This is a genomic window from Paenibacillus sp. J22P277 (genome assembly GCF_059383675.1).
On record NZ_JBXENS010000018.1, the window covers coordinates 1 to 23,056 of the forward strand.

The 23,056-nt window shown below is 57.3% G+C and carries 19 protein-coding genes; 2 read left to right on the plus strand and 17 right to left on the minus strand.

Going from position 1 to position 23,056, the window contains the following annotated elements; translation table 11 throughout:
• Positions 1-167: 167 nt before the first annotated feature.
• From AC50YL_RS35715 to AC50YL_RS35790, 16 genes are all read right to left on the minus strand, one after another.
• A complete protein-coding gene (locus AC50YL_RS35715; RefSeq protein WP_494838154.1) occupies positions 168-1,529 on the minus strand; it encodes a hemolysin family protein in 1,362 nt (453 codons plus the stop codon).
• Between the two features lie 252 nt (positions 1,530-1,781).
• Complete coding sequence (locus AC50YL_RS35720; RefSeq protein WP_494838156.1) at positions 1,782-3,086, minus strand: replication-associated recombination protein A; 1,305 nt, start codon at positions 3,084-3,086, stop codon at positions 1,782-1,784.
• A 116-nt stretch (positions 3,087-3,202) separates the two neighbouring features.
• On the minus strand, positions 3,203-4,552 hold the full coding sequence (locus tag AC50YL_RS35725) for an Nramp family divalent metal transporter (RefSeq protein ID WP_494838158.1): 1,350 nt from the start codon (positions 4,550-4,552) through the stop codon (positions 3,203-3,205).
• A gap of 217 nt (positions 4,553-4,769) precedes the next feature.
• On the minus strand, positions 4,770-5,429 hold the full coding sequence (locus AC50YL_RS35730) for a YdeI/OmpD-associated family protein (protein WP_494838159.1): 660 nt from the start codon (positions 5,427-5,429) through the stop codon (positions 4,770-4,772).
• Complete coding sequence (locus AC50YL_RS35735) at positions 5,426-6,181, minus strand: tRNA threonylcarbamoyladenosine dehydratase (protein WP_494838161.1); 756 nt, start codon at positions 6,179-6,181, stop codon at positions 5,426-5,428. The genes AC50YL_RS35730 and AC50YL_RS35735 overlap by 4 nt, the downstream gene beginning before the upstream one ends.
• 81 nt (positions 6,182-6,262) lie before the next feature.
• A complete protein-coding gene (gene aspS / locus AC50YL_RS35740; RefSeq protein WP_494838201.1) occupies positions 6,263-8,080 on the minus strand; it encodes an aspartate--tRNA ligase in 1,818 nt (605 codons plus the stop codon).
• A gap of 47 nt (positions 8,081-8,127) precedes the next feature.
• Complete coding sequence (gene hisS, locus AC50YL_RS35745; protein WP_494838163.1) at positions 8,128-9,378, minus strand: histidine--tRNA ligase; 1,251 nt, start codon at positions 9,376-9,378, stop codon at positions 8,128-8,130.
• A 679-nt stretch (positions 9,379-10,057) separates the two neighbouring features.
• On the minus strand, positions 10,058-10,354 hold the full coding sequence (locus AC50YL_RS35750; RefSeq protein WP_494838164.1) for a hypothetical protein: 297 nt from the start codon (positions 10,352-10,354) through the stop codon (positions 10,058-10,060).
• A 21-nt stretch (positions 10,355-10,375) separates the two neighbouring features.
• Complete coding sequence (gene dtd / locus AC50YL_RS35755; protein WP_494838166.1) at positions 10,376-10,819, minus strand: D-aminoacyl-tRNA deacylase; 444 nt, start codon at positions 10,817-10,819, stop codon at positions 10,376-10,378.
• 33 nt (positions 10,820-10,852) lie between these two features.
• Positions 10,853-13,036 (minus strand): RelA/SpoT family protein, encoded by a 2,184-nt coding sequence (locus AC50YL_RS35760; RefSeq protein WP_494838168.1) that lies wholly within the window; start codon positions 13,034-13,036, stop codon positions 10,853-10,855.
• Between the two features lie 209 nt (positions 13,037-13,245).
• Positions 13,246-13,758, minus strand: coding sequence for an adenine phosphoribosyltransferase (locus AC50YL_RS35765; RefSeq protein WP_494838170.1), 513 nt, complete (start codon positions 13,756-13,758; stop codon positions 13,246-13,248).
• The gene (gene recJ, locus AC50YL_RS35770; RefSeq protein ID WP_494838171.1) at positions 13,755-16,175 is read right to left on the minus strand and encodes a single-stranded-DNA-specific exonuclease RecJ; all 2,421 of its coding nucleotides are present in this window, start codon (positions 16,173-16,175) and stop codon (positions 13,755-13,757) included. The genes AC50YL_RS35765 and recJ overlap by 4 nt, the downstream gene beginning before the upstream one ends.
• Before the next feature lie 41 nt (positions 16,176-16,216).
• Positions 16,217-17,128 (minus strand): cation diffusion facilitator family transporter, encoded by a 912-nt coding sequence (locus AC50YL_RS35775; protein WP_494838173.1) that lies wholly within the window; start codon positions 17,126-17,128, stop codon positions 16,217-16,219.
• Positions 17,129-17,168: 40 nt separating this feature from the next.
• Positions 17,169-18,101 (minus strand): protein translocase subunit SecF, encoded by a 933-nt coding sequence (secF, locus tag AC50YL_RS35780; protein WP_494838174.1) that lies wholly within the window; start codon positions 18,099-18,101, stop codon positions 17,169-17,171.
• Positions 18,091-19,362: a protein translocase subunit SecD gene (gene secD, locus AC50YL_RS35785; protein ID WP_494838176.1), complete on the minus strand. Its 1,272-nt coding sequence runs from the start codon at positions 19,360-19,362 to the stop codon at positions 18,091-18,093. The genes secF and secD overlap by 11 nt, the downstream gene beginning before the upstream one ends.
• Positions 19,363-19,451: 89 nt before the next feature.
• The gene (locus AC50YL_RS35790; RefSeq protein WP_494838178.1) at positions 19,452-19,715 is read right to left on the minus strand and encodes a post-transcriptional regulator; all 264 of its coding nucleotides are present in this window, start codon (positions 19,713-19,715) and stop codon (positions 19,452-19,454) included.
• A gap of 223 nt (positions 19,716-19,938) precedes the next feature.
• On the opposite strand from AC50YL_RS35790, the gene spoVB reads away from it, so the two are divergent.
• Positions 19,939-21,549, plus strand: coding sequence for a stage V sporulation protein B (gene spoVB, locus AC50YL_RS35795; RefSeq protein WP_494838180.1), 1,611 nt, complete (start codon positions 19,939-19,941; stop codon positions 21,547-21,549).
• Between the two features lie 33 nt (positions 21,550-21,582).
• Here spoVB and AC50YL_RS35800 read toward each other — a convergent pair whose 3' ends face one another.
• On the minus strand, positions 21,583-22,395 hold the full coding sequence (locus AC50YL_RS35800; protein WP_494838181.1) for a YetF domain-containing protein: 813 nt from the start codon (positions 22,393-22,395) through the stop codon (positions 21,583-21,585).
• Positions 22,396-22,621: 226 nt separating this feature from the next.
• Here AC50YL_RS35800 and AC50YL_RS35805 point away from each other — a divergent pair, with 226 nt between their 5' ends.
• Positions 22,622-23,023 carry a TIGR04086 family membrane protein gene (locus AC50YL_RS35805; RefSeq protein WP_494838182.1) on the plus strand — a complete coding sequence of 134 codons (402 nt, stop codon included), beginning with the start codon at positions 22,622-22,624 and terminating at the stop codon, positions 23,021-23,023.
• The last annotated feature ends 33 nt before the right edge of the window (positions 23,024-23,056 follow it).

The following is a 23,056-nucleotide window of genomic DNA, read 5'->3' on the forward strand; positions in this document are numbered from 1 at the left end:
GAGAATCGTTAATTTCTCATACGCGTTAAATTTTCCTCTCGACATAGAAAAGCTCCCCTCGGCAAAACAGGTTTTATTATTTTACCTGTCCATCGTATGGGGAGCATATCAAGATTCGAACGCCTCTTTTTATGCAATGATAACGAATTGATTGGGGATGCAGCGACTTAGCCTGTCTCGGCTTGAAACTCTTCTTCCTGCACGATGGCCGCTTCTTCTTCCTCGATGGTCCGTTTGCGAATGTGAATCCGGGAGATACGGAGATGATCCGTCTCCTCGATGATAAATTCAAAGCCGACCGGATAGACGATGCGCTGTCCCTTCGAAGGCGGGTTCTCGATCTGCGCGTACATCCAACCGCCGATCGTATCGTAATCGTCGCTTTCGATCTCCGTTCCGAAGTAGCTGTTCACTTCTTCGATGAGCATCATGCCGTTAATGGAATGCGTGCCATCGTCCTTCGCTTCGATGTCGGCGCGTTCCTCGTCGAATTCATCCTGGATTTCGCCGACGATTTCTTCCATGATGTCTTCCAGCGTGACCAAGCCGGATGTTCCGCCATATTCGTCGATGAGGATGGCGATTTGCGTCTTCTTCTTCTGCATCAGCTTGAGCAGCGAGCTGATATGCATGGAATCCGGCACCGTCGTCATCGGACGGGTGATGTGACGGATGTCGTGAATGCCCTGATGCGTCACTTTCAACAGATCTTTTATATGAATAAAGCCGATGATGTTGTCTTTGTCCTTGTCGCATACGGGATAACGGGTATGCATTTCCTTCAGCGCGATCGCCTGGTTTTCCTCGAAAGACAGGTTAGCGTACAGACAAATCATCTCGGTACGTGGAATCATGATTTCCCTGGCATGGGTTTCGGCAAAATCGAAAATATTGTCGACCAGCGTCAGCTCCGTATTGTCGATTAATCCGGATTTGTGGCTTTCCTTCATCAATATGCGGATTTCTTCTTCCGTATGGGCCGACTCATGCTCGGCTGCCGGTTCGATGCCGATGCTCTTCAGCATCCGGTTCGCCATGCCGTTCAACAGATAAATGAACGGGTACATCACTTTGTAAAAGACGATCAGCGGCACGGCCGTCCACAGCGTTACGGCTTCCGCCTTGCGGATCGCATACGTCTTGGGCGCCAGCTCGCCGAGCACGATATGAAATATCGTAATGACGGAGAAGGCGATGATAAACGATACCGTCGATATCGCGACGGGGGTGAAGTGGAGCTTCTCAAGCAAGGGCTCGATTAAATGCGAGATGGTAGGTTCCCCTACCCAGCCAAGTCCGAGCGAAGCGAGCGTGATGCCCAATTGGCAAGCCGATAAATAGGCGTCCAAATTGGTTGTCAGCGCGGATGCGAAGCGTGCCCGGCGATTGCCGTCCTGCACGAGCGAATCGATGCGGCTGCTTCTTACTTTGACCATGGCAAACTCGGCGGCAACGAAAAAACCGTTCAAAAAAACGAGCACGAAAATCAATAAGATGCTCCACAATATGGGTAACGGGTCACTACTCAACGATTCCCTGTTTGCCGTTCGCGCCTAAAGCCGCAATCACGACCAACAGGTGCACCTCCTTCAGGGAATAGAAATTTATAAAGTTCCTTTATAATACTACATTAGACGATGACGTCTCTTTACGTCAAATGCCGCCATCCCACCTTCTGGCCCGTATTCGGGTTATACTCATGTTTATTCGGTTAAGGTCGGCCTTTATGCGCCGTTTTCGCGCTCCAGCTACCGTTTATGCGATTTGAGAACATTCCGACGTTATTTTCGCCGTTCTTGATTTTGCCGAATCTTGTCTTCCATCCCTTGCTGCGTCGCTTGATAAAATTTCTTATGGGCGATTCGCTCGGGCAAATAAGCCTGTTTCACGTAATGGCCGGGGAAATCGTGCGGATATTGATAGCCCACGTGGCCAAGCTTCTCGGCGCCGCTGTAGTGCGTATCGCGCAGATGAAGCGGCACTTCGGCCGATCCGATGCTCTCGATCGTATGCATGACGTTGCCGATCGCCACTGCGGCCGCATTGGACTTGGGGCTCTCCACCGCGAACAGGATCGCCTGCGCGATATTGTATTTGGCTTCCGGCCAGCCGATCTTATGGTAAGCGTCCATCGCCGTCACGGCCTGCACCATCGCCTGCGGGTTGGCCAGCCCGATATCCTCGCTGCAGGCCACGATCAAACGGCGGACGAATGTCATGGGGTCCATGCCGAGTTTCTCGACGGCATACAGGAACCAAAACAGCGCCGCGTCGCTCGAGCCCCTGACGCTCTTATGGAATGCCGACAGCACGTCGTATTGCGTCGATTCGTCGGCGCGGATGGTCGGTTTCCGGATCGACTCCTCCGCGACCTCGAGCGTGACGATCACGGATCCGTCCGGCTGGGACGGCGTCGTCACGGCAGCCAGCTCCAGCGCGTTAAGCGCGCGGCGGATGTCGCCTCCCGCCATGGAAGCGATGTGCTGAAGCGCATTTTCTTCGACCTGGAGCTTCATGAATCCGAGCCCTCGCGAAGGATCGGCGAGCGCGCGGCGCATGGCTTCCAACGCATCCTCCCGGGTCAGCGCCTCCAGTTGGAACAAGGTCGAACGCGACAACAGCGCGCCGTTCACGTAATGGAAAGGATTCTCCGTCGTGGCGCCGATGAACACGATAATGCCCTGCTCGACCGCCGGCAGCAGCGCGTCCTGCCTGGAGGCGTTGAAGCGGTGAACCTCGTCGAGAAAAAGAATCGTTTTGCGGCCGTACATCGACTTCGTCATCTTGGCTTGATCGATCACGGCGCGGACGTCTTTCACCGACGCTTCGACCGCGTTTAATTTGACGAAATCGCCTTGCGTCCGTTTGGATATAATATGCGCAAGCGTCGTCTTGCCGCAGCCGGGCGGGCCGTACAGAAGGATAGAGGACACTTGGTCCCCCTCGATCGCCCTGCGCAGCAGCTTACCCGGACCCACGACCTCAATCTGGCCGATGTATTCATCTATGGTTTGGGGACGCATCCGATCCGCGAGCAGTTTCGCCCGCGGCTGCTCTTCCTCTTGGCTGTAGGTAAATAAATCCATCCGAATCACGTTCCTTTCCGGACTATCATACCATACAAGCACACATGTTCGCCATGGCCGCCTGAACAAGAAAGAAGCCCTCTCCGCACGGAGAAGGCTTCGATTGGTCGCTCGATTTAACCGGTAAAGGTTTGGTACAGCAGGTAAATATTCAGTCCGGCGATGACGATGGCCACGAACCAAGCCAGCACTTTCAACCAGAGCGGATTGGCGAAGCTGCCCATCTTCTTCTTGTCGCTCGTGAACTTCACGAGCGGAATGACCGCGAAGCTCAACTGCAGCGACAGGATAACCTGGCTCAGGATGAGCAAATCCGTGGTGCCGCTTGCGCCGTACAACCAGGTGACGATCACCGCGGGAATGACCGCGATCATCCGCGTAATCAACCGCCTCAGCCATGGTTTGAGCCGGATGTTGAGGAAGCCCTCCATGACGATTTGGCCGGCCAGCGTGCCCGTCAGCGTCGAGTTCTGGCCGGATGCCAGCAGCGCCACGCCGAACAGAATGCTCGCCGCCGCCGTTCCCAGCATCGGTGACAACAGATGATACGCTTCCCCGATCTCGGCGACGTCCGTATGTCCCGCCGAATGGAACGTCGATGCCGCGATGATGAGAATCGCAGCGTTGATGAACAAGGCAAAAAACAATGCGATCGTCGAATCCCAGGTTGCGTACTTGATCGCTTGGCGTTTGCCGAGCTCGGTCTGGTCGTACTGCCGCGTTTGAACGATGGAGGAGTGCAGGTATAAATTATGCGGCATGACCGTCGCGCCCAAGATGCCGATCGCGATGTACAGCATGGCTGGATTCGAAACGATTTCCGTGCTCGGAATGAAACCCTTCATGACCTCGCCGACTTGCGGCTGGGACCAGAACATCTCGATCAGGAAACAACCGCCGATGGTCACGATCAGCACGATGACGAGCGATTCGATGAACCGAAACCCTTTATTTTGCAGCAGCAGCACGAGGAGTACGTCCAATACCGTTAATATAACCCCGGCAACCAGCGGTATGCCGAACAATAAATTGAGGGCGATCGCCGATCCGATGACTTCGGCAAGGTCGCATGCCGCAATAGCAAGCTCGCAGAGCACCCACAATGACATGGCTACCGGTTTGCTGTAATGGTCCTTGCACGCCTGCGCCAGATCGCGTCCCGTCACGATGCCGAGCTTGCCGGCGAGCGCTTGCAGCAGAATCGCCATGAGGTTGGAAAGCAGGATGACGGCCAGCAGCGAATAACCGAATTTCGATCCGCCCGCCAGATCCGTCGCCCAGTTGCCGGGATCCATATAGCCTACGGCGACCAAGTAACCCGGTCCCGCGAAGGCGAGAAATTTTCGAAACCAGGAGCCGTGCTTCGGGATCTTCATCGATCGATATACTTCCGGAAGCGAATTCTGGGATCGGGATTGCCTCCAGCCGCTTTCTCGGGTAACCGGTGCCGGTTGATTGGTGCTCATTGCCTTTCACCTCTTCGTGATCGTTTTGTATGTTATGTCACTACCTACACATATGCAGGCGGTAAACCATTGTTTCCTGGTTTCATTGTACAACACCAAAAAAGTTTCATCAAGGAAACTTTTGTTGACTGGGACAAATTTCGTGGCTTGTAACAAAAAAAACAGGTTTATCGGATCGCGATCCGATAAACCTGTTTTGCGCTTGCGTCCTATGCTTTTAGAGCTTGTCCGAAGGGCGTTTCAACTGCTGCCCCAACTTCTCCGTCATCTCGCCGATCCGCTTGGCGCGCGTGACTTCCTGCTTGGCTTCGTTGATCCAGCGGATGTATTCCTTGCGGTGCGACTGCGCCAACCCCGCGAAGAACGCCTCCGCTTCGGGAGCTGCGGCGAGCGACGCCTTGACGTCGTCCGGGATGACGAGCTCCTTCACTGCCGAGATGCCGGCAGTGCGGCTTGCATCCGCCGCGCGGCTCGCTCTGGCGCCTGCCTGCACCAGGCCGACGGGACGGAATCGCATGGCCGACCATGTATCGTCGACGGAGACCAGCGACACGCCCTCCCAGCCTTCTTCCTTGACCGTTTTCCAGCCGCGGTCGCGGTTGATGTCCGTTCTGATTTTGGACGTGCCTTTGGGATAGCATATCCAAAGCAGTCCTTCCTTCTTCACGGCTTTAAGCGCTTTGGTCGCATGTTCGTTCAAGCTGGCGATGTCCTTGGCGAACAGCATGACAAAATCGTACGTGCCGGCGTCCATCTCGCTGAACGGCTCGGCGCTCTCCGCCCCGAGCGCTTCCTTGTACGAGTCGTCCGGCGTTTCCAGCAGGGCGACGCGCATATCGAGGGAAAGTCTGAGTTTGTTCATGAGCTCTACGTTCATACGGCCTGTCCTCCTGTTTCGAGCAAGTCTTTCACGACCGCGCCGACCATGATCAGGCCGGCAACCGGCGGCACGAAAGCGTTGCTCGCGGGCGGCTGCTTCGCTTTGCGGATCTCCGGCGCGTTCTCCGGCACGATCCGCTGCGTAACGTCCTCGCGCGGCTTCATCGGCTCTTCGGTCGAGAATACGACCTTCACGCCCCGCTTGATGCCTTCCTTGCGCAGCTTCTGACGGACGACCCGGGCAACCGGATCCATCGACGTCTTGGAAATATCCGCTACCTGAAACCGCGAAGGATCCATCTTATTCGCGGCCCCCATGCTGGAGATGACCCGAATGTTCCGCTCCAGGCACTGCTTGATCAGGTGAACCTTGTAGATGATCGTGTCCGACGCGTCGACGACGTAATCCAGTTTGTATTCGAACAGCTTCTCGTACGTTTCCTCGGTGTAAAACATGCGAAGCGCGATGACGTCGCAATCCGGATTGATCAACTTGATCCGGTCGCGCATCAGATCCGCCTTCGGCTGGCCGACGGTCGTCGTCAGCGCATGGATCTGGCGGTTGATGTTCGTGACGTCGACGACGTCCTTATCGATCAGGATAAGGCGGCCTATGCCGGTCCTCGCCAGCGCTTCAGCGGCAATGGCCCCGACGCCGCCGATGCCGAGCACGGCAACGGTGCTCCCTCTCATAATATCCAACCCCTCGGGGCCGATCGCCAGCTCCGTCCGGGAAAATTGATGCAGCATTCTTAAACGCACCTCCAAAGGCAATAAATAACGAATCCGGCTTCCGCCTGCCTGCGAGGCGGACGAAAGCCGGGACTTGGTTTAGTTTTGCGGTGCCGGCGCCGTTCCTGCGGCCGCTGCCTCAGCCTGCTTCGCGGCTTTCTGAATCGTACGGATGTGGAGCTGCTGCAGCTGCGAAATGTCGACTTCGGACGGCGCGTCGCTGAGCAAGTCCGTCGCGCTCGCGGTTTTCGGGAAGGCGATCGTTTCGCGCAGGTTCGTGCGGCCGGCAAGCAGCATGACGAGACGATCGAAACCGAACGCGAAGCCGCCGTGCGGAGGCGTGCCGTAATCGAACGCATCGAGCAGGAAGCCGAATTTCTCGTGCGCTTCCTCGAGCGAGAAGCCGAGCGCCTTGAACATCATTTCCTGCACGTCTCGTTTGTAGATCCGCATCGAGCCGCCGCCCACTTCGTAGCCGTTCAGCACAAGGTCGTAAGCTTGCGCGCGGATGTCGCCCGGATTCGTCTCGAACAGCGCCAGGTCGTCTTCGTTCGGGCGCGTGAACGGATGGTGTTCCGCCACGTAGCGCTTCGCTTCTTCGTCGTAGCCGAGCAACGGGAAATCGACGACCCATTCCAATTTGAACTTGGACTCGTCGATCAGGCCAAGCTGCTTGCCGATCTTCAAACGCAGGTTGCCGAGCACGTCCGCCACGACTTTCTTCTTGTCCGCGGAGAACAGGAGCAGATCGCCTTCCTCGACGCCGAGACGCTCCGTCATGGCCGCGATTTCCTCCGGCTTGAAGAATTTCACGATCGGGCCGCGCCATTCGCCTTCCTTCACCGTGACCCAAGCCAGGCCTTTGCCGCCGTAGCGCGCCGCGAACGGCTGCAGGTCGTCAAGCTCCTTGCGGCTCCAGCTCGCGCAGCCCTTGGCGTTCAGCGCCTTGACCACGCCGCCGCCGGCCGATACGGATGCAAATACTTTCACGTCGCTCGCCGCCACGATGTCGGTGATGTCTTCCATTTCCATGCCGAAACGAAGATCCGGTTTGTCGGAACCGTACTTGTTCATGGCATCCGCATGCGTGATCCGTTGGAACGGACGCGGAATGTCCACGTTGACCGTTTCCTTGAACAGTTTCACGACGAGCTCTTCCATGAGATCGAGCAGTTGATCCTGGGACAGGAACGAGGTCTCGATGTCGACCTGGGTGAATTCCGGCTGACGGTCGGCGCGGAGGTCTTCATCGCGGAAGCAGCGCGCGATTTGGTAGTAACGCTCGAGACCGCTGACCATAAGCAGCTGCTTGAAGATTTGCGGCGATTGCGGCAGGGCGAAGAATTCGCCCGGATGCACGCGGCTCGGCACGAGGTAGTCGCGCGCGCCTTCCGGCGTGCTCTTCGTCAGAATCGGCGTTTCGACGTCGACGAAGCCTTGGCCGTCGAGATAGTCGCGGAATACCTTCGCGGCCTTGGAACGAAGCAGCAGCGTCTTCTGCATTTCCGGGCGGCGCAGGTCAAGATAGCGGTACTTCAGACGAAGCGACTCGTCGACTTCGACGCCGTCTTCGATCGGGAACGGCGGCGTCTTCGCCGCGTTCATGATTTCGATTTCCGTTACGCGGATCTCGATTTCGCCCGTCGCGATGTTCGCGTTGACGGTATCGGCATCGCGCTCCACCACTTGGCCGCGAACGGCCAGCACGAATTCGTTGCGGGCGCGGTCCGCGATCGCCAGAGCGTCGCCGGAGAAGTCCGGATTGAAGACGATTTGCACGATACCGGTGCGGTCGCGCAGGTCAATGAACAATACGCCGCCAAGGTCGCGGCGGCGCTGTACCCAGCCGTTCAGCGTGACGGTTTGGCCCACGTCCGCTTTCGTCAATGTTCCGCATGCATGCGTTTTGAGCATCATCATGGTTAATGTTCGACTCCCTTTTATTATAAATGGTATGAAATAACCTACCTGCCTTGGATCGCGTCGGCAAGCGCGTCAAGCGCCACGAACGTCTGCTCGCCCGTCGCCATGTTCTTCAAGGCGATCTCGCCGCGCTGCAGCTCGTCGTCGCCGAGGATCGCCGTGAAGCGAACCCGCAGCCGATCGGCGGACTTCATCTGCGCCTTCATCTTGCGTCCTTGATAATCCCGCTCCGCGGCGATTCCGCGCATGCGCAGCACTTGAAGCAGACGCGTCACTTCGCGTTCCGCGGCTTCGCCCAAGCCGACCAGGTAAGCCTCGACTTGATGCAGGTTCTCGAGCTCCGCGCCTTGGCTTTCCAAGAGCATCACGGTGCGTTCGAGTCCCAGACCCAATCCGACGCCCGGCTGATCGGGACCGCCGATATCGGCCACGAGCCCGTTGTAACGGCCTCCGCCGCCGACCGTGTCGATCGCGCCGATGCCTTCCGCTTTGTACTCGAACGCCGTATGCGTATAGTAATCCAAACCGCGCACGAGCCGCGGGTTCACGGTGAACGGAATGTTCATGCCCGTTAAGTGCTGCTTCAACGACTCGAAATGCGTCCGGCACTCCTCGTCAAGGCTATCCAGAATGGAAGGCGCCTCCACGAATCGATGCTGATCGGTTTTGCAATCCAATACGCGCAGCGGATTGCGGTCCATCCGCGCCTGGCAGTCCTTGCAAAGCGTATCGCGCATCGGCTCAAGGAAGCCGAGCAGCTTCTCCCGAAAAACCGCGCGTACCGCCGGCGTGCCCACCGAGTTGATCTCCACCCGGACGTCCTTCAAGCCCACTTCCGCGTAGAAAGCGTACCCCAGCGCGATTACCTCCGCATCTAAAGCAGGATCGACCGCTCCAAGAGCCTCCACGCCGAATTGATGGAATTGCCGGTAGCGTCCCGCCTGTTGGCGTTCATAGCGGAACATCGACCCGATATAGTACAGCTTCGTCAGGTCCGGCTCGCCGTAAAGCTTGTTCTCGACGTATGCGCGGACGGCGCCCGCCGTGCCTTCCGGACGGAGCGTGAGGCTGCGGTCGCCCCGGTCCGTGAACGTGTACATCTCTTTCTCGACGATATCCGTCGTCTCGCCGACGCCGCGCTTGTACAATTCCGTCATCTCGAACATCGGGGTGCGGATCTCGCGAAAATTGAACCGCCGGCAAATATCGCGCGCCACGCGCTCGACGAACTGCCATTTCTCCACGGCGCCCGGCAAAAAGTCCTGCGTGCCCGGAGGCTTCTGAAAAGCCATCGTCTTTTCCTCCTCGAAGTCATCTAGCGGGTCATGTCCCCGCTGGGGAAGCAACTGATTCGTTGGCGGGACCGATCATGCATGCTGCATTCCGGCCACCAAAAAAGCTCCCGCCCTCCGCCTTGTTCAGGCAAAAGGGACGAGAGCTTGTCATATACAAGGCTATCGTGGTACCACCCACATTCCGAAACGCGCAGCTTGAACCGCCGTTCGTTTCGCTTTACCCGGTTAACGCCCGGCTACGCAATACAGCTACTGAGCAAGCAGAACTTCGCCTGCAGGTTCGCCGCATGTCCTCCTGGATGTCAATTTCGCTCAAGCACGCCAAGGATTCTTCCAGCCAAGGAATCCCTCTCTGAGTCGGTGCGGAAAGAACGAAACCTTCCTATCAACGGATCGTCACATTATCTTATATATCATATCATTTCAGTTTTGCCCTGTCAATATACATCCGCCGGAACGAGGATCAAATCCAATTAGGACAGAAAAAAACCTACAAACGAGTTGTAGGTCCATCAATAATATATTCAAAAAAGGGGGTCGACTTTTATTATAGGCACAGCATGTTAGAGAATCATTGAAAACAGGTTACAGTTTCATTACAAGTAATGAAGCGGTTTCTTGCAAGAATCGCGTTCACGCTGCCATTCATATCGTATGTGAAACTGCTAGAAACGAGTTACGGGGCTTTCGACGGAATGACCGACGCTCTGCCCAGTTCTCCGCCGGCCTCGATGCCGGATTCTTCGCGGGCCAGCATCAGTGCTTCCCGCCGATCGGCAAACAGCAGCCGTTTCGATGTTCGTTGGATGCCTTGTTCTTTTCGGGATTGATGCATGCCGGGTTCGACCTCCACTGGTTCGCGCGCGTTCGTCCGCGCTGCGTTGTCAGCTTCTAGTGTGCCCGCATCGGCGCTTTTCAACCCGGCAGAAACAAATCGAAGGCGATCAAAATGCAAAAAAGACGGCACATGCATGCCGCTTCCCTCTCTAGGCTCCTATGCCTTGCTGTCGACGATCAGCGTAACCGGCCCCCAGTTGGTGAACGTTACGTCCATCATCGCCCCGAATTTGCCGGTAGCCACCGTGAGGCCAGCCGCGCGAAGCGTTTCGTTGAACGCGTCGTACTGCGCCGCCGCTTGCTCCGGTCGCGCCGCCGCCATGAAGTTCGGCCGTCTGCCTTTCCGGCAATCCCCGTACAACGTAAACTGCGAGACGGACAAGATCGCGCCGCCGATCTCGGAGACGGACAAGTTCATTTTCCCGCTCTCGTCCTCGAAGATGCGAAGTCCCGCGATTTTATCGGCCATCCAACGAATGTCGGCCTCCGTATCCTCATGCGTAATCCCGACCAACAGGACCAGGCCCTTGGCAATCGAGCCGACCGTTTCGCCGTCGACCAGAACGGCCGCTTCCTTGCTTCGCTGCACGACTACTTTCATCTTCGTTCTTGCTCCCTCGCGCCGTAAGTAGGCTTACTGCATGATCCGGTGAACGGAATATATGTCCTTCACCCGTTTGATGCGCTCCACGACAGCCTGCAAATGCTCGATGTTGCGGATGAGCACCGTCATATGGATCATCACCAGCTTGTTTTTATCCGATCGGCCGGAGACGGCCGAGATGTTCGTTTTGCTCTCCGAGACAGCCTGCAACACTTCGTTCAGGAGTCCCGAACGGTCATGCCCCGTAATCTCGATGTCGACGCTGTAATTCGCTTCGACCGACGCTTCCCATTCCACTTCGATCATGCGCGCCGCTTCTTCCCCGTCCGCGCTGGACGTCAGGTTGGTACAGTCCGCACGATGGACCGACACGCCGCGGCCCCGCGTAATATAACCGACGATGTCATCTCCCGGGACCGGGTTGCAGCAACGCGCGAAACGAACCAGCAAATTATCCACGCCTTTGACGGAAACGCCATGCGTCGGACGCGTCTTGCGAAGCGACGGCGAAGACTTCATTTCCTTCATTTCGTTCGTGAGCTCGACCTGGTTCGCCTCTTCGGCTTCCTTGCGCATCTTCTCCGTCAGCTTCGTGCAGATCTGGGCGGCGGTAATACCCCCGAAACCGACGGCCGACAGCATATCGTCGATATCGTTGAAGGTGAACTTATAGGCTGCTTCCTGCAGCTGCGCATCCGACATGAAGCTTGAAGCTTCCAGACCGAGTCGCTTCAGCTCGCGCTCGATGGCGTCGCGCCCTTTGACCACGTTCTCTTCGCGGCGTTCTTTCTTGAACCACTGCTTGATCTTGCTGCGCGCATGCGACGATTGCGCGATCTTGATCCAATCCTGGCTCGGACCGTAGGAATGCTTCGAGGTCAGGATTTCGACGATGTCGCCGGTCTTGAGCTTGTAGTCGAGCGGCACGATGCGGCCGTTGACCTTGGAGCCGATCGTCCGGTTGCCCACTTCGGTATGCACGCGGTACGCGAAATCGAGCGGGACCGCGCCGGCCGGAAGCTCGAACACTTCGCCTTTCGGCGTGAACACGAATACAAGGTCCGAAAAGAAATCCATCTTGAGCGATTCGACGAATTCCGACGCATCGCTGGCATCGCCTTGCAGCTCGATGATTTCGCGGAACAGCGTCATTTTGTCCTCGAACGAGCCGCTCGGCACGACGCCGCCTTCCTTGTAAGCCCAGTGCGCCGCGATCCCGAATTCGGACGTGCGGTGCATCTCCCACGTGCGGATCTGCACTTCCGTCGGTTCCCCGGTCGGACCGATGACGGTCGTGTGAAGCGACTGGTACATGTTCGCTTTCGGCATCGCGATATAATCCTTGAATCGGCCCGGCATCGGTTTCCACAACGTATGGATGATGCCCAGCGTCGCGTAACAGTCTTTGATATTTTCGACGATGATCCGAATCGCCAGCAGATCGTAAATCTCGTTGAACTGCTTGCTGCGCGCGGTCATTTTCTTGTAGATGCTATAAATGTGTTTCGGACGGCCGGATATGTCCCCGTCGATGCCCATATCGTCCAGCTTCTCGCGAATGCGGCCGATGACGTCGTCGATGTATTGCTCCCGCTCCGCGCGCTTCTTCTTCATGAGATTGGCGATCCGGTAGTATTGCTGCGGGTTTAGGTAGCGGAGGGCAATGTCCTCCATCTCCCATTTGATCGCGGATATCCCGAGCCGGTGCGCGATGGGGCAAAAGATCTCCAGCGTCTCGTACGCGATTCGCCGCTGCGCCTCTTCGGATTGATATTTGAGCGTGCGCATATTATGAAGCCTATCAGCGAGCTTGATGAGGATGACCCGCATGTCCTGCGCCATGGCGACGAACATTTTGCGGTAATTCTCGTTCTGCTGCTCTTCCTTGGAACGGAACTGGATCTTCTCCAGCTTGGTCAAGCCGTCCACGACGGCCGCGCACGCCTCCCCGAACCGGGAACGGACTTCTTCCAGCGGGACGGTCGTGTCTTCCACCACATCATGAAGGAGCGCCGCGATAATCGACAATACGTCCATCTGCATGTTGATGAGAATTTCCGCCACGGCCACCGGGTGCAGGATATACGGCTCGCCTGATTTGCGCACTTGCCCGTGATGAGCCTGATCGGCGAATTCGTACGCTTCCGTGATCCGTTTCAAGTCTTGTTCCTTCATATAGGTTGATGCTTTATCAAGTAGCTGCTCTATGCCCATGAATGTCCCTTTCCGGAAAAGCGCGCGTCCGAGAGGCGCCGTATGCTTTCCAAATCATCCAAAAATCATGAAATGGTCCCGCGTGTTCGTTCTGCCCGAGTTTTTCCTATTATTATGCCTGTTTTCAAGCCTTTCCGTCAACCTCCGGTATAGCGAACGCCGGACGACGGAAGCGTCTGCTTCCATGTCCGGCGTCAGGCATTCCGAATTCAGTACGTCACCAGCGAGAATATGTCGATGCCGCCCAGTTTGCTGCGTCCGTCCAAATAGCCGAGCTCGATCAAGAAGGCCGCCCCGACCACTTCCCCGCCAAGCTGCTCGATCAGGTTGATCGTGGTGGCGATCGTGCCGCCGGTCGCGAGCAGATCATCGGCGATCAGCACCTTTTGGCCGGGTTTGATGGCGTCTTTGTGGATGGTCAGCTTGTCCTTGCCGTATTCCAGGTCATAGCTGGCCTCGACGACTTCGCCCGGGAGCTTGCCGGACTTGCGGATCGGCACGAAACCGAGCCCCATGGAAACGGCGAGCGGAGCGCCGATGATGAAGCCCCGGGCTTCCGGACCCGCGATCAGGTCGATTTGCTTGTCCTGGATCGCCTGCTTGATATCGTTGATCGCCGATGCGTACACGGCGCCGTTGTTCGTAAGCGTCGTTATATCTTTGAACCGGATGCCCGGCTGCGGGAAATCGGGGATGACGCGGATATATTCTTTATAATTCATGAAATACCTACTCCTTCGATATGTTCGTTTTGGATGATGCTCGCTTGCACCGTAAGCCAATCCGTCAACGGCTTGACCGAGAGAGCCAGAATCTCGTTCGATTCCGCCGTCCGCTGGCCGTCGCGGTAATTGCGGGAAAGCGACAGCTCCTTCTTGCCCGAGACGGCGCTAAGGACAAGCTTGTCGTCGACCGCTTCGATAAACTGCAGATCCTTGAACACGCTCAGCATCAAGGCGATGCTTTCCTCCGAACGGTTGAGCTTGCCGGCCAATACGCCATCTGCCGTCGCTGCAGGCAGCGGGCATTCCCGCCGCAGTAACTGGTAGAGCTGGCCGAACTGCTCCCGCGTCGGAAATTCGCCCTGTTCCTTGGCGATCTCGTAATGCAGATGAGCGGACTCGAGCCCTTGGCAGGCGGCAATCGCGCTGGACAGCTTCTCTGCGGAAGGCGGTTTGCCGAGCACGACCAAATGGCGACATTGTACACTTTGCCCCATGAGGGCTTCATATGTCAAGAGCCGAAATCTGTCCGGAAGCGACAACTGCGCGGATGCACCCGCGGCTTCCGCCCAAGCTTCGTTCGGCACGAGCAGGATGCCCTCGTCCTGCGCCAAGGCGGGCGACGCGAGCAACCGGCCGGCGATTTTCAACGAATCGCACTCCGGCTGATTCCTGCCGTCGAAGAGCTGGAGGTGCGGTACGCGAAGATCGCTCACCATGAACTGCGCTTTTCGCTGGCCGTTCCATTCGTTGATCGTCAGCTCGCCGACGATCTCGACGGCCGCTCCGTTCGACAGCCGATCCGCCAGATGACCGTAACCGAATCCCACGGCATCCAGCATTTTGCCTTGGCCGGCCAGCGCCAGCTTCAAATGGTTCTTTTCTTTCCCCATCGTTTTGCGTTCCGCCAGCGTGATGCCGGTCAACAGCAGTTTCGGTGCGGCGTTCCCCGCGCCGAACGGCTCCAGCTTCGACAGCTGTTCGCGCACTTTGAGCGTCGCATCTTCCATCTTGCAGGCAAGATCGATGTTCAGCTTCGGAATCCAGTCGTCTTCCTTCAGCCATTCATCCGCCAGGCGCGACAGCCTCTCTTCGAACAAGAGCAGCTTCTCCCGATCAAGCGTCATTCCCGCCGCCGCCTGGTGGCCGCCGTAATGATCCAGCCATTCCTCGCATTCCGTCAGCGCGGCATGCAGGTCGTAACCGTCGATCGAGCGGGCGGAGCCTTTGCATTTGCCCGTCTCCGCATCGATGCCGAGGATGATCGTCGGCTTGTAGTGCCTCTCGATCATCTTGGAAGCCACGATGCCGACGACGCCGGCGTTCCAGCCTTCGCCCGCGAGCACGATGACGGAAGGATGAGGCTTGCCGGCCGCTTCGGCGGCTTCGCGCTTCTCCGCCCACATTGTCTCGGCCTCCCGCACGATATCTTCGACGATTCCCTGCCGCGCCTTGTTCAGTTCATCCAGACGCAGCGCGCCGGCAGCGGCCGCTTCGTCGTTACTTGCCGTCAGAAGCTCGACCGCGGCATTGGCATGCTCCAACCGGCCGGCGGCATTGATGCGCGGCGCCATGCCGAACGCGATATGCGACGCCAGCAACGCCGGGAGGTCGATGCCGCCGACCTCGGCCAGCGCCCGAAAGCCGGGTTTGTCCGTATGGCGAAGCTGCTCCAGCCCTAACCGCACGAGCACCCGGTTCTCGTCCGTCAGCGGCATCAGATCCGCGATCGTCCCAAGCGCCACCACGTCGGTCCATTCCACCGGAGGTTCGCCCAGCAGCGCCGTCGCCAGCTTGAACGCGACTCCGACGCCGGCCAAGCCTTTGAACGGATACTCGCAACCCTCCTGCTTCGGGTTGACGATGGCATGAGCCGCCGGCAGCTCCTGCGGCGGCTCATGATGATCGGTGACGACGACATCCAAGCCGAGCTCGGACGCATAAGCGATCTCCTCGACCGCGCTGATGCCCGTATCCACGGTCACGATCAGGGTAACCCCGAGCGCCGCCGCCGCGTCGAGCGCCTGCTTGTTCAAGCCATAGCCTTCCAGCGTCCGGTGAGGTATGTAATGGTCGAAATTCAGCTCCAGCCGCCGAAAGAGATACGTCATCAGCGTCGTGGAAGAAACGCCGTCCGCATCGTAATCGCCGTAAATCCGGACGCGCTCTCCGCGCTCCTTGGCAAGCGCGATCCGCGCCGCCGCCGCTTCCATGCCCTTCAGCAGAAAGGGGTCGTGCAGGCATTCGAGGCCGCCGTTCAAAAACCGTCGCGCTTCCTCGACGCGGTCGTACCCGCGCTGGACGAGCAGTCTCGCGACAAGCGGCGTCAGCGATAAGGAACGGGCCAATACGCCCGCGCGGGCTTCGCCTTCCACGTCGAGCGAAGCCAGGTTCCAGCGTGTTTTCGATTGCAGCAATTCGCCTCTCACCTCGCTCATCAAAAAAATGAACGCTGCTGCTATTGCAGTAGCGTTGTCGATTGTTCCGGATGGGTATCATGATTGCTTTTATAGGGATAACCAGGATCGTAAGGCTCCACATGGACGGTCACTTCCGTCATGTGATTGAACCGTTTCATGATGAATTCTCTGACGCGCTTGGCGATCTCGTTGCCTTCAAGCACCGAAATCCGAGGATTGACGCTGATAACCACATCCGCCACGGCGTAATGGCCGTGCTCTCTCGCGCGCAACACTTCTACGCTGATAACGCCCTCCATCCGCAAGACGACGGCCTTCAACTCCGACAAGTCGGACGGTTCGACTTCCAAGTACCGACTGCGCATCACGGATGCCGATGCGACGCGATACCCGCTGCTGAAGACGATCACGACGATGATCAGCGAAGCGGCCGGATCGAGATAATACAGCAGGTGCATGCCGAGCGGCCTGCCAAGCATCGATCCTCCCGTCCCCACCAACGCGGCAAGCGAAGCGTAGAAATCCGCGCCGCGTTCTTTCGAAGAGAAACCGGCTTCTTTCAATATGAAAGCCGCCAGAACGACCGCGGCCGCCGGCCAGCCGGGCGTGTCTTCAACGCCGTCCGCGATCGACTTGATGGCGGAAATTCCGATTTCGAGACCGACGATCATCAGCAATAAGGATGCCAGCACGCCCGTCGCGGCTTCCGAACGGCCCCGCGAAGCCGGTACGGGCGCTATCGGTGAACCGAGCTGCCTGCACCGGCGGACGCCGGTAAGCGAGACGAACGAGGCGGCTGCCTCGGAAGCCGATCGGCAGGCATCGGCGAGCAGCGATTTACTGCCCGTCATGACGCCGACGCCGCCCTTGACCGCCGCGATACAGACATTGCCGATAAGCCCGGTCCATGCTGCGGATTCCGCTCTGGCATAACGTTGGTTCGCTGTCATGGATGCCTCCTGAAAGTTATAACGTTGGTTCTCTAGCTTACTACGATGCAGCCGAAGACTTGACATTCGTCTTCGGTTTTTGTTTGCTCTTCAGCAGCAGCCACAAAGGGCTGGCAATGAAGACCGAGGAATAAACGCCGAAGACGAGCCCGATCAGGATCGCGATCGAGAACAGCCGGATCGATTCGCTGCCGAAGATGAGCAGACACACCGTGGCGAAAAGCACGGTCATGACCGTGTTGATGGATCGGGACATCGTCTGCCAAATACTGGCGTTGACGACTTTAGCAATATCTTCGGTCGTTTTGAGTTTCGCGAAGCGAAGATTCTCGCGAATCCGGTCGAAGATAACGACCGTATCGTTGATGGAATATCCGATGATCGTCAATACCGCGATGATGAACGGCAGGTTGACCTCCAAGCGGAAGATCGAGAACAAGCTGATGACGATGAACGCATCGTGAAGCAGCTTGACGATGGCCGCGACCGCGAATCGCCACTCGAACCGGATGCTGACATAGATCGCGATCCCGATGCTCGCGATTAACACGGCCTTGAGCGCATTGCCCTGCAGCTCCTTGGCGATTTCGACGTCGACCGTGTTCACTTCCATGGACGCGTCTTTGTCGAATTTTTCGGCGATGCCTTGCTTTAAAGCTTTCTCCTTCGTATCGGTCAGGACATCGTCGAAACGAAGCGTTACGCGCTTCGCTCCGAAGGTCATGCCCGGCGTGCCGAAGTCATTGTCCTTCAGGTAGGTTTCCAATGCCGCCTTCTGGGTGCTGACGTCTTTCTTGAACGAAATGTCGACGTTGGAGCCAGCCTTGAAGTCGACCCCGTAATTCAATCCGAATATGCCCAAGGTCACGATGCCGAGCACCGTGATGACAATCGAGAAAATAAAGAAGTAACGGGCTTTCTTGACGAAGCTGAATTTCTTCTCGTCGATGTTATCGAATGCTTTATAGTGCACGTACTTCACTCTCCTTCACACCGAAGTTGGATTTCTTCTTGACAATTCCGCTGCGGACGAGAAGCGTGAGGAGCATGCGGGAGAAGAACACGTTCGTCAAGATGCTCAGGATGATGCTAAGAAGCAGGATGACGGCAAACCCTTTAACCGATCCTACCCCGATAAAGAACAGCACTGCCCCGGCGATCGCCGTCGTAACGTGTGAATCGATAATCGTACGGAAAGAATGCTTCGAACCCGCTTTCTGCGACGACATGATGCTCTTGCCGCTGCGCAGCTCTTCCCGGATGCGTTCCGCCATGATGATGTTGGCGTCGACCGCCATCCCGATGCCGAGGATGAACGCGGCGATGCCCGGCAGCGTCAGCGTGGCGTGAATGAGATTGAAGCCAAGCAGCAGCAGCCAGATGTAGACGATGATGGAAATGCTGGCGATGACGCCTGGCAGACGATAGAAGAACATCATGAAAAGCAAGATGATTACCGTTGCGATCGCGCCCGCTTCGACGGTTTCGTCAAGCGACTTCTTGCCTAGCGTAGCGCCTACGCTTTGGGTGTATTTCTCCGTCAGCTTCAGCGGCAGCGCGCCGAGGTTGATCGTATCCTTCAGGTCATAGGCTTCCGCGCGCGCGAAATTGCCGGTAATGGAAGCGTCCGTGCTGTTGATCTCGCCAGAGACGTTCGGCGCGGACAGCATTCTGTCATCTAGGTAGATGGCGAGCTGGTTCGTGCCGGACGCGCTCAGCTTGGCCACTTCGCGGGTAATTTCCGCGAATTTGCTGGCGCTCTTCATCTTGATCGTAATTTCGTATTCGTTGAGGTTCGTCTGACGCACGTCGGCGCCGTTCTGCGCGAAGTCGCTGCCGCGCAGCTCGATTTTGCAATAGCCGGCATCGGCGGCGCAGCCGCGCGCGCTGCGGAACGTCAGCTCGGCAGGCTTCTTGAGGACATCCCTTACCTTGGCCTCGTCGGTTACGCCAGCGATTTTGACGCGAATGCGGTTCGTGCCTTCGGTCGTGACCTCCGGCTCGGCGACGCCGGTCGCGTTGGCGCGGGCTTCCAGGCTCTTCGCGGTTTCGGTCAACGACTCCTTCGTAATCTTGCCTCCGGCCTCGATCGGCTCGGCTTCGTACAAAATCTCAAATCCGCCTTTCAGGTCCAAGCCTAGCTTTACGTCATCCACTACCCACTTGGACAAGCCCCCAACAACGCCAAGCGAGACGACGATGATGAGTATGAACGTTAACAGTCGACGATTCATAATTCCTACAGTTCCCCCTTAAATACTCTGTTCAATATTCCTATTATAACGATGCCTCAAAAACGAGTCAAAAAAAAAGAGCCCATCCGTTAAAAATGGGTCCCTTTATACGCGCTAAGCGTCATAAAGTTCATAAATTTTGTCACTTTTAACGATAATATGTCATTTACCACCTGGTGCATGGCCGGCTGCCCCGTCTTCGCGTACTTATCGTTGACGCAGTGCCACACTTCCTCGCCGGTTACGTATTCATAGCCGATCAACCGAAATTCCTCCGCCTTGCTGACGCACAAATGCTCGATGGTGGTCGCCCATTCCTCTTCCGTCATCGGTCTTTCTTCTTCATTCTCCATGCCTCGACCTCCTCGCCTCGATGTCTCTCTTCCCGCTTATGATTCGCTCTTGCGTGCCCACATTCCTGCTTCCCGGTCCTCCGTTCCAAAAATTGACTGCATGGAAGCGGACATGCCGCGCATAAGTATGAAGATAGGACATGTTCACGGAGTCGGTGAATGCTGGTTTTCCTGTCCTCCGACAGGGAACGCAAACCAATCGCCGTAGAGGGAGAGGAACGCATTGACCAAGCAAACGTTCATTAAAGGCGCCTTGATCCTGCTTGCCGCAGGAGTCGTTAACCGCATCCTCGCCTTCGTGCCGCGAATCGCGCTGCCCCGCATTATCGGAGCCGAAGGCGTCGGGATCTATCAGCTCGGCTATCCGTTTCTTATCGTGCTGCTTACCTTGATTACGGGCGGCATCCCGCTCGCCGTCGCCAAATGGATCGCCGAAGCGGAAACGCAGGGCGACGGCAAGCGCGTCAAGCAAATATTCCGGGCCGCCATGACGCTGACCGCGATACTTTCGCTGGTCCTCACCGTCCTGTTCGTCTGGCTGACGCCGTGGATCTCGTCGCACCTGATGACGGACGCCCGCGTCTTCCAAACCTTTCGGATGATGAGTCCGCTGCTTCTAATAATCGGGATATCGTCCGTGTACCGCGGATATTTCCAAGGCAAGCAAAACATGATCCCGACCGCGCTCTCGCAAACGCTGGAAACGATCATCCGGATTATCTTCGCGTTATTGTTCGCGCAATGGCTGCTTCCGCTCGGACTGGCATGGGGCGCCGCGGGCGCGATGCTCGGCGTTGTGGTCGGCGAAATCGCCGGTTTCGCCGTCCTGCTGCTGCAGTATGCGCACGACCGCAGGAGACCGGCCACCGTCCCCGCCGCTCATGTCGATATGGACGAATCAACGGGTTCCCCGGCTGCCAAGAAAACGACGGTCCTGCCCGATTCCCGGTGGCGCGCTCCGGTCATGCGCCGATTGATCAGTCTCTCCGTTCCCGTTACAGGCAGCCGCATGATCGGCTCGCTATCGTATTTGCTGGAATCCATCTTCACGGCGAGGGCGCTGCTGGTTGCGGGCATCGCTACTGGTACCGCGACGGCGCAATACGGCGCGCTCCAGGGCATGATCATTCCGATTTTGCTGCTTCCGACGGCGTTGACCTACTCGCTCGCCGTTTCCCTTGTGCCGTCTTTGTCGGAAGCGGCGGCCAAAGGCGACAAAGCGACGATCCATAAGAGACTTGCCCAATCGATGCGGCTGGCGCTCGTCACCGGCGCGCCGTTCGTCGTCGTCATGTTATTGTTGGCCGATCCGATCTGCCGGGTGCTGTACAACCACGCGGAAATCGCCCCGATGCTGAAATGGATGGCGCCGGTCGGTTTGTTCATCTATCTGCAAGCGCCGCTGCAGGCCGCGCTTCAAGCGCTGGATAAGCCCTCCACCGCGCTCATGAACACGTTCATCGGCGCCGTCGTGAAACTCGTCCTCATCATACAGCTGGCCTCCATGCCCTCACTTGGCATTTACGGCGCGCTGATCGCCATCAATGCCAATATCGTGCTCGTCACGGCGCTGCACTGGATCAGCGTCGCCAGATTCGTCGGGTTCCGCATGCAATGGCTCGATTTCCTCAAAGTCGGCGCCGCGATGGTCGTCATGGGCGCCGCTTCGCTCTGGGTCATGAACCTGCAGGCGCTTCCCGCCTTATGGCAAAACCTGCTCACCGCTTGTTTTGCCGGCGCGGTCGTGTATTTGATCCTGATGGTCGCGCTGCGCATCGTTGACCGGTACGATGCCGCGCGGATTCCGCTTGTGGGCAGATGGTTCCGGCCGTGAAAAAGCACCGGCGCGTTATGCCGATGCTGGACGTTACCTGCGGTTCCCGTTCCTGTGCTTGATATCGATGAACAGCTTTCCCCGGTGATCGATCGTGCATAGGAACACCTGCTTGAAATCGACGATTCCATGCTCGCGAAGCTGGGTGTTGAGCCAGAAACGGTCCTTCTCGAGCTTCTCCAGGTTATGCTTCTGAATCTCTCCGTCCATAATCAGCGGAACCGGCAAATTCTCGAAGCGGTAATTGCGCGGAAATGCTTTGGGCAAACGCGATTCTTTATTGATATTCGGCTTCGTATCGGCACGCATGCCGTCGCCGCTCGCATCCATATTCCATGCGTCATGGGGCTCGTCTTGATCTCCCGGGCGTTCCTCGTCCGATGAGGACAGGGTGACGGCTTTATCTTTCTGAATGATGGAAAGCTTGCCGGTCGTCTCCAGGATCGCGAACTCGACGTCCGCGATATTCGTCTTGTTTTCCCGGAATTGCAGCAGCAGATCGTCCAGATTATAACGCTGCTTGCGCATCGCGTCGCGATTCAGCCTGCCCCGCTCCACGATGACCGTCGGCTCTCCGTCGAATACGGTCCGCATTTTTCGGGATTTGAGGGATACGAGCGCGATCCCGATTTGAATCACCAGCAGGATCACCATCGGGAATATCCCGTCCAGGATGGGACGTTTCGTATCCTCGATCACGAAGACCGCGATTTCCGCGATCATGACGGATATGACCAGGTCGAACACCGACAGCTTTCCGATTTCCCTTTTCCCCATCATCCGCATGATCACGAACACGACTAAATAGATGAGAAGCGTACGGAACAACAGGCTCCAGTATTCCATAGGACCGCCCTCCCAGCGTAAGGTACAACTATTGTCACCGGATGGGATGCGGGTCATACGAAAGGGGGAGCTTCGAATTTATGGTAACCGTCATGCCTTCCCTTCTCGCGTTCCTTCATAATATGGCTAAACCGTTCAAAACGGCGTTCTACATGTACTAATCCCGCCGGCTTGGCCATATGTTGTAATAATATGGACAAGACGCGAAATGGAGGGATCGATTCGGATGAAACCGATCAACGCGATGAAAAACGTACCGAAAGCACATATGACCTCGCCTCTTCTGTCAGGCATATTGTACGCTTCGATTTGGCTTGCCCTGGGGGCGCTGGTCCTGTCGATGCTGCTCAGATGGGGCAGCATGCAGGAGAGCGCGCTTCCGACTTACAGCTTGGTCGTTCACGGCTGCTCCGCTTTGGCCGGCGGATTCGTGTCGGGACGAAGATCGAGGCAGCGCGGCTGGTATTACGGCGGCATGTTGGGCATCGCGTACGGCATCCTGATCCTGCTTGTCAGCTTTCTGGCGAGCAATGCCGGGTTCAGCGGCAAGACGATGACGATGCTCGTCGAGACGCTCCTTTGCGGCTCCCTCGGCGGCATGATAGGCGTCAATACGAAACGTTCCTAAGCGCGCTTCTCGCGGTATCCGTTATCGGTTCGG

Excerpts from the sequence above, each read along its gene's own strand:
- AC50YL_RS35805 (WP_494838182.1), top strand. The coding sequence starts at position 22,622 with ATGAAACCGATCAACGCGATGAAAAACGTACCGAAAGCACATATGACC.
- AC50YL_RS35775 (WP_494838173.1), bottom strand. The coding sequence starts at position 17,128 with ATGACAGCGAACCAACGTTATGCCAGAGCGGAATCCGCAGCATGGACC.
- AC50YL_RS35760 (WP_494838168.1), bottom strand. The coding sequence starts at position 13,036 with ATGGGCATAGAGCAGCTACTTGATAAAGCATCAACCTATATGAAGGAA.
- dtd (WP_494838166.1), bottom strand. The coding sequence starts at position 10,819 with ATGAAAGTAGTCGTGCAGCGAAGCAAGGAAGCGGCCGTTCTGGTCGAC.
- aspS (WP_494838201.1), bottom strand. The coding sequence starts at position 8,080 with ATGATGCTCAAAACGCATGCATGCGGAACATTGACGAAAGCGGACGTG.
- AC50YL_RS35725 (WP_494838158.1), bottom strand. The coding sequence starts at position 4,552 with ATGAGCACCAATCAACCGGCACCGGTTACCCGAGAAAGCGGCTGGAGG.
- AC50YL_RS35720 (WP_494838156.1), bottom strand. The coding sequence starts at position 3,086 with ATGGATTTATTTACCTACAGCCAAGAGGAAGAGCAGCCGCGGGCGAAA.
- hisS (WP_494838163.1), bottom strand. The coding sequence starts at position 9,378 with ATGGCTTTTCAGAAGCCTCCGGGCACGCAGGACTTTTTGCCGGGCGCC.
- AC50YL_RS35790 (WP_494838178.1), bottom strand. The coding sequence starts at position 19,715 with ATGGAGAATGAAGAAGAAAGACCGATGACGGAAGAGGAATGGGCGACC.
- AC50YL_RS35735 (WP_494838161.1), bottom strand. The coding sequence starts at position 6,181 with ATGCTGCATCAATTTTCCCGGACGGAGCTGGCGATCGGCCCCGAGGGG.
- secD (WP_494838176.1), bottom strand. The coding sequence starts at position 19,362 with ATGAATCGTCGACTGTTAACGTTCATACTCATCATCGTCGTCTCGCTT.
- AC50YL_RS35800 (WP_494838181.1), bottom strand. The coding sequence starts at position 22,395 with ATGGAATACTGGAGCCTGTTGTTCCGTACGCTTCTCATCTATTTAGTC.
- AC50YL_RS35750 (WP_494838164.1), bottom strand. The coding sequence starts at position 10,354 with ATGCATGTGCCGTCTTTTTTGCATTTTGATCGCCTTCGATTTGTTTCT.
- AC50YL_RS35730 (WP_494838159.1), bottom strand. The coding sequence starts at position 5,429 with ATGAACGTAGAGCTCATGAACAAACTCAGACTTTCCCTCGATATGCGC.
- AC50YL_RS35765 (WP_494838170.1), bottom strand. The coding sequence starts at position 13,758 with ATGAATTATAAAGAATATATCCGCGTCATCCCCGATTTCCCGCAGCCG.